The organism is Paraburkholderia sp. WS6 (genome assembly GCF_030464835.1).
Taxonomy (GTDB): Bacteria; Pseudomonadota; Gammaproteobacteria; order Burkholderiales; family Burkholderiaceae; genus Paraburkholderia; species Paraburkholderia madseniana.
This window is the reverse complement of sequence record NZ_JALQCK010000070.1, coordinates 1-14,827: the sequence shown is the minus strand read 5'-3', so window position 1 is coordinate 14,827 and position 14,827 is coordinate 1. Positions and strand designations below refer to the sequence as shown.

General features: G+C 62.9%; 12 protein-coding genes. 4 read left to right on the top strand and 8 right to left on the bottom strand.

Features of this window, described 5'->3' with window-relative positions; genetic code table 11:
- Positions 1 to 25 precede the first annotated feature (25 nt).
- From M0D64_RS42745 to M0D64_RS42725, 5 genes are all read right to left on the bottom strand, one after another.
- Positions 26 to 1,084 carry a hydrogenase expression protein HypE gene (locus M0D64_RS42745; protein ID WP_154565640.1) on the bottom strand — a complete coding sequence of 353 codons (1,059 nt, stop codon included), beginning with the start codon at positions 1,082 to 1,084 and terminating at the stop codon, positions 26 to 28.
- Between the two features lie 374 nt (positions 1,085 to 1,458).
- The gene (locus M0D64_RS42740) at positions 1,459 to 2,514 is read right to left on the bottom strand and encodes a HoxN/HupN/NixA family nickel/cobalt transporter (RefSeq protein WP_266262053.1); all 1,056 of its coding nucleotides are present in this window, start codon (positions 2,512 to 2,514) and stop codon (positions 1,459 to 1,461) included.
- 159 nt (positions 2,515 to 2,673) lie between these two features.
- Positions 2,674 to 3,054: a copper resistance CopC family protein gene (locus tag M0D64_RS42735; RefSeq protein ID WP_266262052.1), complete on the bottom strand. Its 381-nt coding sequence runs from the start codon at positions 3,052 to 3,054 to the stop codon at positions 2,674 to 2,676.
- Positions 3,055 to 3,084: 30 nt separating this feature from the next.
- Complete coding sequence (locus M0D64_RS42730; RefSeq protein WP_266262051.1) at positions 3,085 to 3,981, bottom strand: hypothetical protein; 897 nt, start codon at positions 3,979 to 3,981, stop codon at positions 3,085 to 3,087.
- Positions 3,982 to 4,086: 105 nt separating this feature from the next.
- Positions 4,087 to 4,524 (bottom strand): DUF2946 domain-containing protein, encoded by a 438-nt coding sequence (locus M0D64_RS42725; protein ID WP_266262065.1) that lies wholly within the window; start codon positions 4,522 to 4,524, stop codon positions 4,087 to 4,089.
- A 150-nt stretch (positions 4,525 to 4,674) separates the two neighbouring features.
- On the opposite strand from M0D64_RS42725, the gene M0D64_RS42720 reads away from it, so the two are divergent.
- Entirely contained in the window at positions 4,675 to 6,018 is a 1,344-nt protein-coding gene (locus tag M0D64_RS42720) for a TAXI family TRAP transporter solute-binding subunit (RefSeq protein WP_154565645.1), read from the top strand.
- Between the two features lie 18 nt (positions 6,019 to 6,036).
- On the opposite strand, the gene M0D64_RS42715 is transcribed toward M0D64_RS42720, so the two are convergent.
- The 3 genes from M0D64_RS42715 to M0D64_RS42705 form a co-directional block, all read right to left on the bottom strand.
- The gene (locus M0D64_RS42715) at positions 6,037 to 6,753 is read right to left on the bottom strand and encodes a ProQ/FinO family protein (protein ID WP_266262050.1); all 717 of its coding nucleotides are present in this window, start codon (positions 6,751 to 6,753) and stop codon (positions 6,037 to 6,039) included.
- Between the two features lie 96 nt (positions 6,754 to 6,849).
- On the bottom strand, positions 6,850 to 8,214 hold the full coding sequence (locus M0D64_RS42710; RefSeq protein ID WP_266262049.1) for a HAMP domain-containing sensor histidine kinase: 1,365 nt from the start codon (positions 8,212 to 8,214) through the stop codon (positions 6,850 to 6,852).
- The gene (locus M0D64_RS42705; RefSeq protein WP_154565648.1) at positions 8,214 to 8,873 is read right to left on the bottom strand and encodes a response regulator; all 660 of its coding nucleotides are present in this window, start codon (positions 8,871 to 8,873) and stop codon (positions 8,214 to 8,216) included. The genes M0D64_RS42710 and M0D64_RS42705 overlap by 1 nt, the downstream gene beginning before the upstream one ends.
- A 214-nt stretch (positions 8,874 to 9,087) precedes the next feature.
- Between M0D64_RS42705 and M0D64_RS42700 the strand changes: the two genes are divergently transcribed.
- The 3 genes from M0D64_RS42700 to M0D64_RS42690 are packed head-to-tail and all read left to right on the top strand — an operon-like array spanning position 9,088 to position 14,658.
- Entirely contained in the window at positions 9,088 to 10,494 is a 1,407-nt protein-coding gene (locus M0D64_RS42700) for a TolC family protein (RefSeq protein ID WP_266262047.1), read from the top strand.
- Positions 10,484 to 11,611: an efflux RND transporter periplasmic adaptor subunit gene (locus tag M0D64_RS42695; protein WP_266262046.1), complete on the top strand. Its 1,128-nt coding sequence runs from the start codon at positions 10,484 to 10,486 to the stop codon at positions 11,609 to 11,611. Before M0D64_RS42700 ends, M0D64_RS42695 begins: the two co-directional genes overlap by 11 nt.
- Positions 11,608 to 14,658 (top strand): efflux RND transporter permease subunit, encoded by a 3,051-nt coding sequence (locus M0D64_RS42690; protein WP_266262045.1) that lies wholly within the window; start codon positions 11,608 to 11,610, stop codon positions 14,656 to 14,658. The genes M0D64_RS42695 and M0D64_RS42690 overlap by 4 nt, the downstream gene beginning before the upstream one ends.
- Positions 14,659 to 14,827: the final 169 nt, after the last annotated feature.

Here is a 14,827-nt window from a genome sequence, read left to right as displayed (position 1 = left end):
GAATTCCGCGAACTACGCCGCCAGATCAGCGACGGTAGCCCGTAGTGAGTTTCGAACCGTTGTGACGCCATTTCGGCTCGTCGTTGAGCGTGTTCTTGGTCAGCTTGCGCAGACTGCGAATCAGCGGCCCATAACTCTTGATGAGATTCGACGACAGCACCGCTCCCGGCGGCTCATCCATGAACGGCATGAACTTGTCGGGAAAGCCTGGCATCGTGCAACCAATGCAGATGCCTCCCACATTCGGACAGCCGCCAATGCCGGCCATCCAGCCACGTTTGGGCACGTTGCACTGCACGACAGGCCCCCAGCAGCCCAGCTTGACGATGCAATTCGGGCTGCCGTATTCGGTGGCGAAGATCGCCTGTTCGTAGGAGCCCGCGCGATCGCAACCGTCGTGAACGGTGCGCGTAAACAACCACTTCGGCCGCAGTGCCTCGTCGAGCGGAATCATCGGCGCCAGACCCGCCAGTTGATAGAGCAGGTAGAGCAGCGTCTCCATGAAGTTGTCCGGCTGCACCGGACAGCCCGGCACGTTGACGATCGGCAGGCCCGCTTTCGACTTCCAGTCCCAGCCCAGATAGTCGGCGAGACCCATGCAGCCGGTCGGATTGCCTTCCATCGCGTGAATGCCGCCGTAGGTCGCGCAGGTGCCCGCGCCGACCACCGCCAGCGCGCGCGGCGCAAGCCGGTCGAGCCATTGCGGAATCGTGATCGGTTCCTGCGTATCGGGGTCGGTGCCCAATGCGGCCCAATATCCTTCGCGATTGATACGTTCGTTTGGAATCGACCCTTCCATTACCAGCACGAAGTTCTCAAGCTCGCCACGCGCGGCCTGGTGAAACGGCTTGAGAAACTCGTCGCCGTTTTCATACGCCAGTACGGGATTATGCAAATGCACCTTCGGTAGGCCGGGAATCGCACCGAGAATCACGTCCTCGATGCTCGGCTGAGTCGCCGCGGTAATTGATACCGAATCGCCGTCGCAGCCGAGGCCGGCGGTAATCCAGATGATGTGCACTTCCTTGAGAGCCGGCGCGTGCTGAGTCTTGCGCCCATAGGGGACGTTGTCTGCTTCTGCCATGATGAGTGTCTCCACTGCGAACCACGTTCTTTTCAGGTCAGGCAAAGATACGTGGCGAGTGCCGCACGGCAGTCACGTGTCCAGCAATCGATCGATAACGATTCCGCCCGATGCGGTTAAAAGGATCGGATTTGCTGCATGTATTGTTGGGGATAGGTGCCCACCGTGATGAGCCCGAAAAACTTTTTTGAGTATAGTTCAGCGATACGAAATAACCCAATTTCCGTAACTAACTCACTAAACATCGCGCAGCGTATTGGGTCGATAAGGATTCGAGCGGCGTGCTTGTTGAAATTCTCTGACGATAGCCCTTACGGGTTCAGGTCATTGCCGCGTAAGCGCCATCAATCGCAATCGTTGATATGCCGCAACGCTCATGAGCGGATCTCGAGTTCTTCGAATCGCATCCATTTGTAAACCGCGACCGACAATAACCAACTCGCCAGAAATACGCCGATGATCGCGTAGCCGATCATGCCGAAGTTCTCATTCAGACTGCCCACCGCCTGCCAGAATCCGCCATTCAGATGCAGCCTGTCCGCCAGCAATCCGAGACCTTCTATACCGCCGACAAGAAGCGCGACGAGCACCGAGATCGTCGTGATGGTGACGTTGTAGTAGAGCTTGCGGACCGGCTTCACGAAGGCCCATCCATAGGCGCCCAGCATCAGGATGCTGTCGGTCGTGTCGATCAGCGTCATGCCGGCCATGAACAGCACCGGAAACACCAGGATCGACCAGATCGACATGCCTTGCGCGGCGCCGGCGGCGGATATGCCGAGCAGCCCGACTTCCGTTGCGGTATCGAAACCCAGCCCGAACAGAAAGCCGAGTGGGTACATGTGCCAGCTCTGGCTGATCAGGCGGAACAACGGCCGGAAAATACGCGCGAGCAAACCCCGATTCGCAAGCAGCATGTCGAGATCTTCATCGACGTAAGGCTCGCCTCGGCGCACGCGCCGAAAAGCGCGCAGCACCGAGCGCAGCACGATCAGATTCAGGAGCGCAATGGCAAACAGAAAGAAGGTCGACACGAGCGTGCCGATCATCGCACCCGTTTCCTTGAAGCCACTCATCCGGCTTTGCAACGCCATGGCGGTCGCCGCAATGCCGATGGTCGCGAGAACGACGATGGTGGCGTGGCCGAGCGAGAACATCAGCCCCACCGTCACCGGACGCTGGCCGGACTGCATCAGTTTGCGCGTGACGTTGTCGATGGCCGCGATATGATCCGCGTCAACCGCATGCCTCAGACCAAACGAGTAAGCCAGCAGGCAGGAGCCCATCAGCAGCGGATAGCCGCGGAACGCCACGAAAGCCGCCATCCATGCCGCGATATTGAAAGTAAGTAGTAACGCGTAGAGCCATGCGATCTGCCGGCGCTGATGGCCGTTTTCCTCGCCGAGGAGCGCCTTCACAAACTCCGCCATGGGTTCTCTCCCGGGAGGCCTGGGCCGGCTGCATTGCACAGCCAGGCGCTTGAGGCCTGCATTCGATGATAGTACTTTTCCCGCGCATCCGATCCCCAGCGAGATTGGACACGCCGCGCCATCGTTCTTGCGATGACGCGGCGCGGCACGGTTTCAGCGCTACTTCACGTTGAATGCATAGTCGCCATGCGTGCGATGCCCGTCGGAAGCCACCGCCACCCAGTGCACGGTGTAATGACCCGCCGCGAGCGGCGGCAGCGGCACCGCCATCACCGCCGCCTGATGCGTGTCGACGGCGGATTTCTCCGTGTTGACCTGCTTGCCGCTCGCGTCGGTCACCGTCAACGAACTGAATGACGGCTCGAGCGGTCCGTCGAATATCACGCGCACCTGAGCGGGCGACGCCACCATCGCGCCCGCGCCCGGCTCCTGCTTCTGCGGAAATACATGGGCGAAAGCGGCGCTCGCGAACGCGAACCCGGCAATCAGCAACGGCACCTTCACCGCGGCGCGCAGCCAGTCATATCGATCGTTTTTCATCGCGTGCTCCTGCGTTACGGTGTTGATGCGTTACTGGAAAAGAGGTTTGCCGATCGTGGTCGGCGCGACATCGTCGAAGAAGATATGCGCCTGAACCAGAATGCCCACATGCGAGCCGCTTGCGTGATTGATCGGGATTTGCGCTTCAACGCCGAACTGGCCATAACGGTTGATCCAGATGAAGCCCGGATTGACCGTGCCGGTTGTCTGGCCCTGGCTTCTCGAGAGCGGAATTTCAACCAGCGGAATCACGTTCGCCAATGGTTGCGGCAAGCCGATGTCATGCACGTGCTGCTGCAGATACGGCAGGCTGTATTGCACCGTGAAGCCGTAGTTGAACGCGTTCGGCTGCCCCGCACCGGTGGTCAGTGCCGGGCCGGCTTCGCCCGTGATCGCGATCGGCCGCAGATAAGCAAGCGATGCCGGAAGATCGCCCATACCCTTGCCGGCGAAAATCGTCGGCGAGATCGTCGAAAAGTTGCTCGCGATCGCGCGGCTTCCCGTGCCGCCAAGTTCGGCGTTCACACCGACCGAGGTCATGAATTCGTGTTCATCGTTGACGTACAGCAGGTACTTCAAACCGACGCCGAAGTTGTCGAAGCCGCGCGCCTTCGGATTGTTTTGCATCGCGTACGTGCCGTCTACCGAGACCGCAAGCCGCGGCGTGATCAGCTTGTCGTACTCGAAGTCGAAGGTATTGATGCTTTGATCGCCGGCGTCGCCCGGTACGCGCTGGTGGCCGTACTCGAGGTTGGTTTCGTCGCCGACACCGGGATCGTCGACGGCCATCGTCGCCGGAAAGATGCGATTACCCGCAATCGCGTGAGCACTGGCGAGTGAAGGAGCGAAGATAAATACGCCGGCGGTAGCCGCAACGAGCGACGCCGCGCGCAGCGGTATCGCGCTGCGCGTTGTCTGGGTTTGCATGGTTCATCCTGTTCATAGGTTGTGACAATGCCGGCACACGCCTCGACAGACGGACGTGCGGCGGCATCGCGATGCGGTCACTGCATCGCAACGGTATGACTCGAATCAGGATGGGAACGGAGGAGCGCGGGGCTGCGCGAAGGTGAGCGGCTCGACGCGGCGAACCCGCTCGAAGCGGGTCGCGACGGTATGCTGGACAGCACGGACGGTGACGAAGAACAACGCCTCGACGCTGGGCACCGCCGGCATGTGGGCGAGCAGACTGCAATAGCCGCAGGCGTCGCCGTCGGACATGGCTGCGTGTTGAGCGTGTTTGCTGCCGGGTTCGTCCGATGCCTGATCCTGCATGGAGGACATCGAGGACATGGCTTCCATTCCCGGCATGGAAGCCATTGACGGCATCGAGCAATGCTCGCCTTCCATTCCGGCTTCACCGCCGTTGCGTGCGGCGAGCGAATGCGAGATCGTTGGCGCGAGCGTGGCCATCAGGATCGCAAACAATCCCAGCCAACTGCCGATCTTCCGATGGAAACGACTCAAGATGCGCCCGGCGACACGATTAGAAGCTGTCGTGGATTATGCCATGGCCTATCGCGTGTCCTGGCCGGCAAGGCGCCGGTTATGCCGAACATTTCGCCTATATGCTGCAGACAGTGGACAATGCCTCATTCCGGCTATCGGCATGGAGTGCCCATGAAAGCGCATCGCCCGCGTCTCCCGCACTTACCCGGCGATCATTCGCATGTGGAGTGGCGCGATCACACCCTGCCTTACGTCATCGTGGCCGCGCTTTTCGTGCTGATGGTCACGCTGATCGTCTGGCTGGTCGATCCGGCGCCGCCGAAAACCATCACGATGAGCGCGGGCCCGCACGACAGTTCGTTCCTCGTCACCGCGGATCAGTACAAGAAGATCCTCGCCCGCAACGGCATCACGCTGAAGGTGCTGGAATCCGATGGCTCGGTGCAGAACCTGCACCGTCTGCTCGACCCGAAGCAGCATGTCGATCTCGCGCTCGTGCAAGGTGGCGTGGCCGATGGGCTCGATACATCATCGCTGATGTCGCTCGGCAGCGTTTTCTATATTCCGGTGGTGGTGTTCTATCGCGGCACGGGTATCAGCGAGCTTTCAGAACTGGAAGGCAAACGGATTGCAATCGGCCGCGAAGGCAGCGGCACGCGCCTCCTCTCGCTCAAACTGCTGGAAGCAAATGGCATCAGACCGGGCGGTGACACCGTGCTGGTGCCGAGCGACGGCATGCAGGCCGCCACGCAACTCGTGGCGGGCGATGTCGACGCGGCGATCCTGAACGGCGACTCGGCCACGCGCGGCTTGATGCTGCGGCTCCTGAAAGTGCCCGGCATCTCCGCGATGAATTTCGACGAAGCCACCGCCTATACGCGCCTCTTTCCCTATCTCGAGGAGCTCGACTTACCGCCCGGCGTGCTGGATCTCAAGCGCAGAATTCCGCCCGACACCATTCATCTGATCAGTCCAACGGCCGAACTCGTGGCCCGGAGCAATTTGCATCCGGCCATTTCCGACTTATTGATCGAGGCCGCGCAGGAGGTGCATGGCATGCCAGGGCTGTTGCAGCACGCGGGGGAGTTCCCGAGCCCGGTTGCCCATGAATATCAGATCAGCGAAGACGCCCAGCGCTACTACAAGACCGGCAAGAGTTTTCTGTACCGCGCGCTGCCGTTCTGGCTCGCGAGCATTGGCGACCGCACGCTCGTTCTGCTGCTGCCGATGGCAGTGCTGCTGTTTCCGGCGATGCGGCTGATCCCGGCGCTGTACCGCTGGCGCGTGCGCTCGCGCATCTATCGCTATTACGGTGCGCTGATTGCGATCGAGCGCGGCGCGCTCGCCGACTCAACCGAGGAGGAGCGCAAGCAGCTTTTCGCGGAGCTCGATCAAATCGAGGTGTCGCTTAACCGCTTGCGTATGCCGTTGGCATACGCCGACGCGTTCTACGTGCTGCGCGAGCACGTCGGCTTCGTGCGTGTCCGGCTGGCGGCACAAGGCAGCGCCCCTTAACGGGGCGGCCGGCCTTATTTACGCTTCGGCAGTGGCCGACGGTGCTGCCGGCGGCGTTGTCGATTCAGCGGCGGGGGTGTCCGGCGAGGCAGCCTGCGGCTGGCTCTCCGCCTCGGCTTGCGGGGTGGCCGCTGCTTGCGCTGCATCATCAACCGAAACGACCGATGCAGCAGAAGCATTGGCGGACGCGTCAGCCGACGAAGCCGCAGCTTTCGCCGCGCCCCGACCCGCACGATGCGCCTGCAGACGCTGCGCGCCGGCCGCTTCCTGGACCGTCACCTTGCCTGCTTCGCCACCCGTCAGATCGACGCGCGCGGCGCCTTCAACCAGGCATTTCCAGTAGCGGCTGCCACGGCACCAGGTCTTGATCGCGTCGCGCAACTCGGCTTCGCTCAGCGACAGCTCCTTCGCGTGAACCACGAGATCCTCGAAGATGCCGACCTTCAGCGGCAGCTTGGGTGCCGGATTCTTCGGGAAAACTTTCGGGAAGCGCTTTTGCAGTCTCCCGATCGATTTCACCACCGGGTCCACCGGCTTCGCGTCGGCCGCGGGCCTGGCGTCAGCCGCCGGCTTGGTGTCGGTCGCTGGCTTGTGACCAGGCGCGGCACGACGCGGCGGCGACGGCTTGCGCGCAGGCTTCGCACCGGGCTTGGCGACCGGCTTGGCCGCAGGCGCAGCTTCGGCGCGTGCCGCAGCCAGTTGCTTCTTCAATTCAGCGAGTTGTTCGAAACCCATAGCGCACAATCAATCGAGAAAGACAAGATTGTAGCAGCGTGTTGAAACATGCTCGTGAGAGGCCGCGCGGCGCCGTGGGCCAGCCGTGGCGAACGGTCAGCTTCTAACCGCCACAGGCGCCGCAACCTCAACCGCCGTCAGGCCAAAAACCGACACGCACAAGCCGGGCCGGCCGGTGTTGTTGCGCAGGGAAAGCCGCAGTTGATGCCGTGCGGCGATCCGCGCCACAATCGCCAATCCAAGTCCGCTGCCCTCGCCCTTCGCCTCTTGCCCTCGATAAAACCGGTCGAAAACCCGTTCGATCTCAGCCTCCGGTATCCCGGACCCGCTGTCCACGACATCAAATCCCACCCGCTCGCCCGACCGTTTCAGAATCACGTCGACACGCCCACCCCGCGGCGTATGCCGGATCGCATTGTTGATCAGGTTGCCCAACAGAACACTCATCCCATGCGGCTCAGCCAGCGCCGTATAGACATCGTAGTTCGCTCGAGCGTCTTCACACACAAGCCCGAGATCGATCTCCTTCGTCTCCGCGAGCAGCGAAAAATCGCCGACGACCTGCTCGCCGATCCGGCGCAAACTCACCGGCACCATCGACGTCACCGGATGCGCGTCCTCACGCGCCAACGTCAACAATTGCTGCACCAGGTGAATGATCCGGTTGACCCGCCCCTCGACGCGCTCCAGCGTTTGCCCCTCGCCCTTTAGCGAGCCGTCACGGGAAGCCGCCTGCAATTGCAGCTTCAGCGCCGCAAGCGGCGAGCGCAACTCATGCGCGGCATCGGCGATAAACGTGCGCTGCGCCTGCGAAGCAACGTTCAGACGTTGCAGCAGATCGTTGAGCGCTTGCACCAGCGGCTTGATTTCGACCGGCACGCTGCCGTCCAGATGCAACGGTTCCAGCGAATCGAGCGAACGGGTCGTCAGCGCGCGCGTCAGCCCGCCGATCGGCGCCAGCCCCCTTGCCACCACCAGCAGCACCAGCACGATCGTCACCGGCACCAGCAGGCCGAGCGGCCAGAGCGTATGCAGCGCCAGAGTCAGCGCAAGGTCTTCGCGCACGGAGATCGGTTGCGCAACCTGGATATAACGGTCGCGCTGTTCCAACCCGAACGCGCGCCAGTGACTCTCGCCGCGCTCGACCGTGCTGAAACCCGCAGGCAAACGCGAGAAGACCGGCGCCTGCATTGAGTGATAGATGAGCTTGCCGGAGCGGTCCCAGATTTCGATCACGACCCGGTCGTCGGCCAGATCACCGAGGTCGGGATTGCGATGCTCGCCGTCGCTCGCACCGGCCAGATTCGACGGCAACGACAGCGCCACGGTATGCAGTTCGTAGTCGAACAGTTCGCCCGCTTCTTCGCGCGCGGTGTGAAAGATGCCGAAGCCGGCCACGCCCGAGGCCGCGGCCAGCCCGAAAATCAGCCAGCCCAGCAGCCAGCGGCGAATCGACGTCATCAGCACCTCTTCAGACGGTAGCCCACGCCGCGCACGGTCACGACCTGCTCCGCGCCGATCTTGCGCCGCAAGCTGTGTACATGCACTTCGATGGTGTTGCTGCCCACCTCCTCGCCCCAGCCGTATAGCTTCTCTTCCAGCTCAGGCTTGGTGAACACGCGCGTGGGCTCTTCGATCAACGCCTGCAGCAGGGCGAACTCGCGCGGCACGAGCGGCAGCAGTTCGCCGCCTTTGGTGACTTCGTGCGCCGCGGGATCGAGCGTGAGCTCGCCGTGCGCATAGACGGGCTGCTTCTGCCCGGTGCGCCGCCGCAAGAGCGCGCGCACCCGCGCGGCCAGTTCGTCGAGGTCGAATGGTTTGATCAGATAATCGTCGGCGCCCGCATCGAGGCCGCGAATCCGCTCGTCGACCGCGTCGCGTGCGGTCAGGATGATCACCGGCGCGGCGCCTCCGCTCTTGCGGTAGGTATTGAGCACGTCGATGCCGTCCTTCTTCGGCAGGCCGAGATCGAGCAGCACGAGGTCGTACACGCCGTTGCCCAGCGACAGCTCCGCCGCACGGCCGTCTTCGGCCCAGTCGATCGCGTAGCCCGAGCGGCGCATCGCGCCCAACACCGTCTCCGCAATCATGTCGTCGTCTTCGACCAGTAGCAGACGCATGGCCTCTCCTCTCTCCAGTTTGCCCGCATTGTCCGGCCCGTTAGCTTAACGCTTCCTTATGCGTTCCTTATCGGACGCTTAGGTGACGCTGAAGGGAGGCTTAGGGGACGCTTAATGTCCGTTAAGCGTTCCTTAAGCTCCATATCAGCAGAATCGGCACCTGTTCTGCGACATCCGCTCGCGGCTGCCCCATCTATTGTTCAGGAGCCGGATTTTGCCCGTTTTCAACGCCGCCGCAGCCGCACGGTTGCGCGTGCTCGTGCCGATCTGCGCGATGCTGCTCGGCGGGTGCTCGTGGTATCACCGCGAGCCACTCGCACCGCAGGATACGTCGACCTCGGCCCGCTCGCTCGAACGCATCCAGATCGACCCGTCCACCATGCCGCTGCCCGAACTGGCCGCGCATCGCTTCGATCCGTCCGACGGGCTCGACATCGACGAAGTCGCGATGCTTGCAGTGGCGAACAATCCCGACCTGAAACTGGCCCGCGACGATCTCGGCATTGCCCGGGCTCAGGCTTATTCAGCCGGACTGTTGCCCGACCCGCAACTGAGCGTATCGAGCGACTACCCGGGCGCGGCCGGCGCCACGCGCGCGTTCAATTACGGTCTGAGCATCGACGTGATGGCGATCGTGCTGCGCAGCGCGAACAAGCAATCCGCCGACGCGACGGTAGCCAAAACCGATCTCGGCCTGTTGTGGCAGGAATGGCAGATCGTCGCCCAGGCGCGGCAGTTGTTCATCAAGACGCGCTTCCAGCAGGACACGTTGCCGCTGCTGCAACAGCAGCGCGACCTCGCGCGCACGCGCTACGAGCGCATGGCCGAAGCGCACCGCGACGGCAATCTCACCGACGACACGCTGACCGCCGCGCTCACCGCCTACAGCGACGCACGCAAGCAATACACGGACGCCGAACGGGCCGCGGAGCAGACGCATCACGATCTGAACGCGCTGCTCGGCCTCTCGCCGGAGGTGCAGTTGCCCCTCACCGGCAACGAAGACGCGACCGAACTGCCCGACGCGACGCTCGACGCGGCGCTCGCCAAACTCGCCCAGCGCCGCCCGGATCTGATCGCACTGCAGGCGGGCTATGAAGCGCAGGAGCAGAAATACCGCGCGGCGATTCTCAGCCAGTTCCCGAGCCTTTCCGTGGGTTTCGTGCGCGCGCGCGACACCTCGAACATCTACACCAGCGGCTTCCAGATCAATCTGAGTTTGCCGATCTTCAACCGCAATCAAGGCAACGTCGCGATCGAAAAAGCGACGCGTCAGCGCCTGCGCGACGAATATCAGTCACGCCTGAATCAGGCTTATGCCGATGTCGCTCATATGCGCGCGGACAGCGTGATTCTCACGCGGCAGTTGCAGCAGACCGAGGCCGCGCTGCCCGATGTCGACCTTGCCGCGCAGCATGCAGCCACGGCCTACGCGCAGCACGAACTCGTGCTCGGTGCCTACACCGATGCAGAAAGTGCCTCGCTCACCAAACGTGTCGACGTCGCCACGCTGCGCGAATCGCTCGCCGAACAACGCGTCGGCTTGCAGGCGTTGCTGGGCAGCGCGATCCCCGACGCCTTTTCCTCCGCTCAGACCTTCACCGACACTCATGCGAAATAGCCCACTTGCGGCGCGGCGACCGCGCATTGCCACTTATGCGACTTCTCTCGCCTGCGCTGCACTGATGAGCATCGGCGCGCAGGCGGCCGGTGCGGCCAGTGCGTCCGCCGGCGACGATGCGGCCGATCAGGCCGTCGTATCCGTGCAAACCGCGCGGGTGCAGCGCGCCGTCATCGCGCAACCGGTCCGCGCGTATGGCATCGTCGCGGCGTCCGCGTCGAACCTGACCACGGTTAATCTGCCGTACCTCGCGCGTATCGTGCAAATGCGCGTGCAAGCCGGCCAGAGCGTGACGCGCGGCACGCCGCTTTTCGTCGTGCAGGCCGACCCTGCCGCCGTGCTCGCCGCCACCCAGGCGAAAAGCGCGGTGACGCTGGCGCAAGGCGAACTGGCGCGTACGCAATCGCTGTACGACAAAGGGCTCGCCACGCAATCGCAACTCGCCACGGCCCGCAAGGCTGCCGAGGACGCGCAGCAGGCGCTCGCGGCGCAAAACCAGACCGGTGTCGCGGGCGGCAACAAGATCATCGCGGCGCCGATCGATGGCGTGGTTTTGCAGGTATCGGCGGCACAGGGCGATCAGGTGCAGCCCGGCGCCGCGATCCTGCAACTGGCCGGCGGTAACGGCAAGGATGCGCGCGCGAACGTCATGCTCGGCGTCGAGCCGTCGGACATCCCTGCTATCCATGCCGGCGACACGGTCACGTTGCACGGCCTGTCCACCACGCTCGCGAAGACCGCGGCAGACGGCCACGTGGTGCTGGTCGGGGCGTCGGTCGATCAGCAAAGCCAGCTCGTCAACGTCGGTGCGAACGTTCCGCTCGGACAGAGCGCATTCATTCCGGGCACGCGTGTCAGCGCCGACATCGCGACCCGCAGCGGCACGCATTGGGTGGTGCCGCGTGCCGCCGTGCTGAAAGACGACAAAGGCGCGTACGTCTTCCAGATCACGCCGCAAAACAAGGCGCGCCGCGTGGCCGTGGTCACGCAGGTCGAGAACGGCGACCGCTACGGCGTGGACGGCCCGATCGACGGCGCAGAAGGCCTCGTCGTCAGCGGCAACTATGAGTTGAAGGACGGCATGGCGGTGCGGGCTGCTGGAGGCGCGCCGCGATGAATTTCGGTCAATGGATGCAGAAGCACCGGCGTTCGCTGCTGTTCGTGATCGCGCTGCTGGCGATCGCAGGCGCGCTGACCGCGTTTCGTCTGCCGATCTCGCTGTTCCCGAACGTCGCGTTTCCGCGCGCCGTCGTCTCGCTCGACGCGGGCGACCGCCCCGCCGAACAGATGGCCACGCTTGTCACGATGCCCGTCGAAGAGGCGCTGCGGCGCGTGCCGAACGTCCGCGACGTCGAATCGACCACAAGCCGCGGCTCGGCCGAAATCTCGATCAATTTCGACTGGGGCACCGACATGGCGCAAGCCACGTTGCAGGCGCAGTCGGCGATCAGCGAGATCCTCGCGACGCTGCCGCAAGGTACCTCGATGCAAGTGCGGCGCATGGACCCGACCGTGTTCCCAGTGCTCGCGTATAGCCTGACGTCGGACCAGCAGTCATTGTCGGCGCTGCACGATCTTGCGCAGTTCCAGATGCGGCCGTTGCTGTCGTCCGTGGAAGGCGTTGCTCGCGTCGAAGTGACCGGTGGCGCGCAGGACGAATTCGAAGTCGCGATCGATCCGGCGCGCCTCGCCGCCTACAAGGTCTCGCTCTCGGACGTGTCGAAAGCGATCGGCGCGAGCAACGTGCTGATGGCCACCGGCCGCATCGAGGATCACTACAAGTTGTACCTCGTGATTGCCAACACCACGATCACGCAACTCGACGAACTGCGCAACGTGGTGGTGTCGACCAACGGTGCAACGCAAATCCGCCTCGGCGACATCGCGACAGTCCGTCAGGGTGTCGTGCCGCAATGGATGCGCGTCACGGCCGATGGCCACGACGCCGTGTTGCTCAACGTCTTCCAGCAGCCAGGCGCGAACAGCGTGGCGATGGCCAAGGCGATCCGTGCAAGGCTCGCTGACTTCCAGCATCAGATGCCGGCGGGCGTGCATCTTTCGAACTGGTACGACCAGAGCGAACTGGTGATCGCCTCGGCGACCAGCGTGCGCGACGCGATCATGATCGGCGTGGTGCTGGCCGCCTTCACGCTGTTTTCCTTCCTGCGCAACTGGAAGATCACCGCGATCGCGGTCGCGCTCGTGCCGGTCGTGATGGCCGCGACGATCCTGCTGCTCGACGTGTTCGGCATGGGTTTCAACATCATGACGCTCGGCGGGATGGCCGCCGCGGTCGGCCTCGTGATCGACGACGCCATCGTGATGATCGAGCACATCGTGCGACGCATGCGCGAAGGCGGCGCGCACAAGTTCCATGGCCGCGTGATGGCGGCGGCGCTCGAATTCACGCGGCCGCTTGCCGGATCGTCGGCGGCGACGCTGATCATTTTCGTGCCGCTCGCGTTTCTGTCGGGCGTGACGGGAGCGTTCTTCAAGGCGCTTTCGGTGACGATGGCAAGCGCCCTGTTCATTTCGTTTCTCGTCACATGGCTCGCGGTGCCGATTCTGTGCGACCACTGGCTGAAGCCGAAGGACGCCGAGGAACACAAGGAAACCCGCTTCGCTTCATGGATGAACCGGCGCTACGGCTTTCTGATTGAGCACGTCACGGCACGTCCGATTCTCGTGCTGCTCGGCCTGCTGCCGCTGATCGTGGTGGCCGCGTTCGCGTTCACGCGGGTGGGCAGCGGCTTCATGCCGAGCATGGACGAAGGCGGTTTCGTGCTCGACTATCACACCGAGCCGGGCACGTCCGTCACGGAAACCGACCGCTTGATGAAGCAGATCGAGGGCATCATCCGCGCGAATCCGAACGTTGCAACTTACTCTCGCCGCACCGGCGCCGGTCTCGGCGGCGACCTGAACGAGCCCAACAAGGGCGACTTCTTCGTGCGGTTGAAATCGACTGGCCGCGAGCCGATCGAAACGGTGATGGAAGAAATCCGCTCGAAGGTCGAAACGCAGGTGCCCGGCGTGAATATCGAGCTCGCGCAACTGATGGAGGACCTGATCGGCGACCTGACCGCGGTGCCCCAGCCGGTTCAGATCAAGATCTACTCCGACGACCAGAACACGCTCGATACCACCGCCCGCAAGGTCGCCGCGCAGATCGGCAAGATTCAGGGCGTGGTGGACGTGAACGACGGCATCAATCCGGCGGGCGACGCGCTCGAGTTGCACATCCGGCCGGAGGCCGCGGCGGCCGAGGGCATGGACCCGCAGTCGATTTCACAGGCCGTGTCAGACATGGTGGAAGGCAACGTTGCGACGCAATTCCAGACCGGACCGAAGACGGTGGGCGTGCGGGTGCGCGTGGCGGGCGCACTGAAGCTAACCGATACGCAACTGGGGCTGTTGCAGATTCGCGCACCGGACGGCCATCTGTTCGCGCTGAATCGCGTTGCCGATCAGGTGACGGTGACCGGCCAGCCGGAGATCAGCCGCGACAACCTCAAGCGGATGGTGGCGGTGACGGCGCGTATCGATGGCCGCGATCTGGGCTCGACGATCGCTGACGTACAGAAGACGCTGAGCGACAAGAGCTTGTTGCCGACCGGTGTGTATTACGAACTGGGTGGCTTGTACCAGCAACAGCAGATTGCTTTCAAGGGTTTGTTGACCGTGTTTGGTGCTGCGATTGCGTTGGTGTTTGGGTTGCTGCTGTTTCTGTACGAGCGCTTCCGCGTTGCGCTGGCGGTGATGGCGATGCCTTTGCTGGCGGCAGGGGCTGTGTTTATTGGGTTGTGGATGACCGGTATCGAGTTGAACATCTCCGCGATGATGGGGATGACGATGATTATCGGTATCGTGACTGAGGTGGCGATTTTTTATGTATCTGAGTTGCAGGGGTTGATACGGGATGAAGGTATTGGGTTTGAGGAGGCGCTGATCGCGGCTGGGCGGAATCGGTTGCGGCCGATTGCCATGACCACTATTGCGGCTATTTTGGCGCTGTTGCCGCTTGCTTTTGCCCTCGGGCAGGGGGCTGCTATGCAGCAGCCTTTGGCGGTTGCTATTATTTCTGGGTTGATTGTGCAGTTGCCGTTGGTGTTGTTGTTGTTGCCTGTTTTGTTGAAGTTGTTGATGAGGAAGGGGCCCATTTAATGGGCGGGTTTTTGCCTGCGCGGCGCTTGTTGTCCGTGTTCCTGGGGTGTTGGCCTTTCCTTGATTTGTTAGTGGTCTATTAGTGTTGCCCCTGTGCGGGGCGGCACCTACTTTTCTTTGCATGCCGCAAAGAGAAGTAGGCAAAAGAAAGCGGCTCAAACTGCTACTG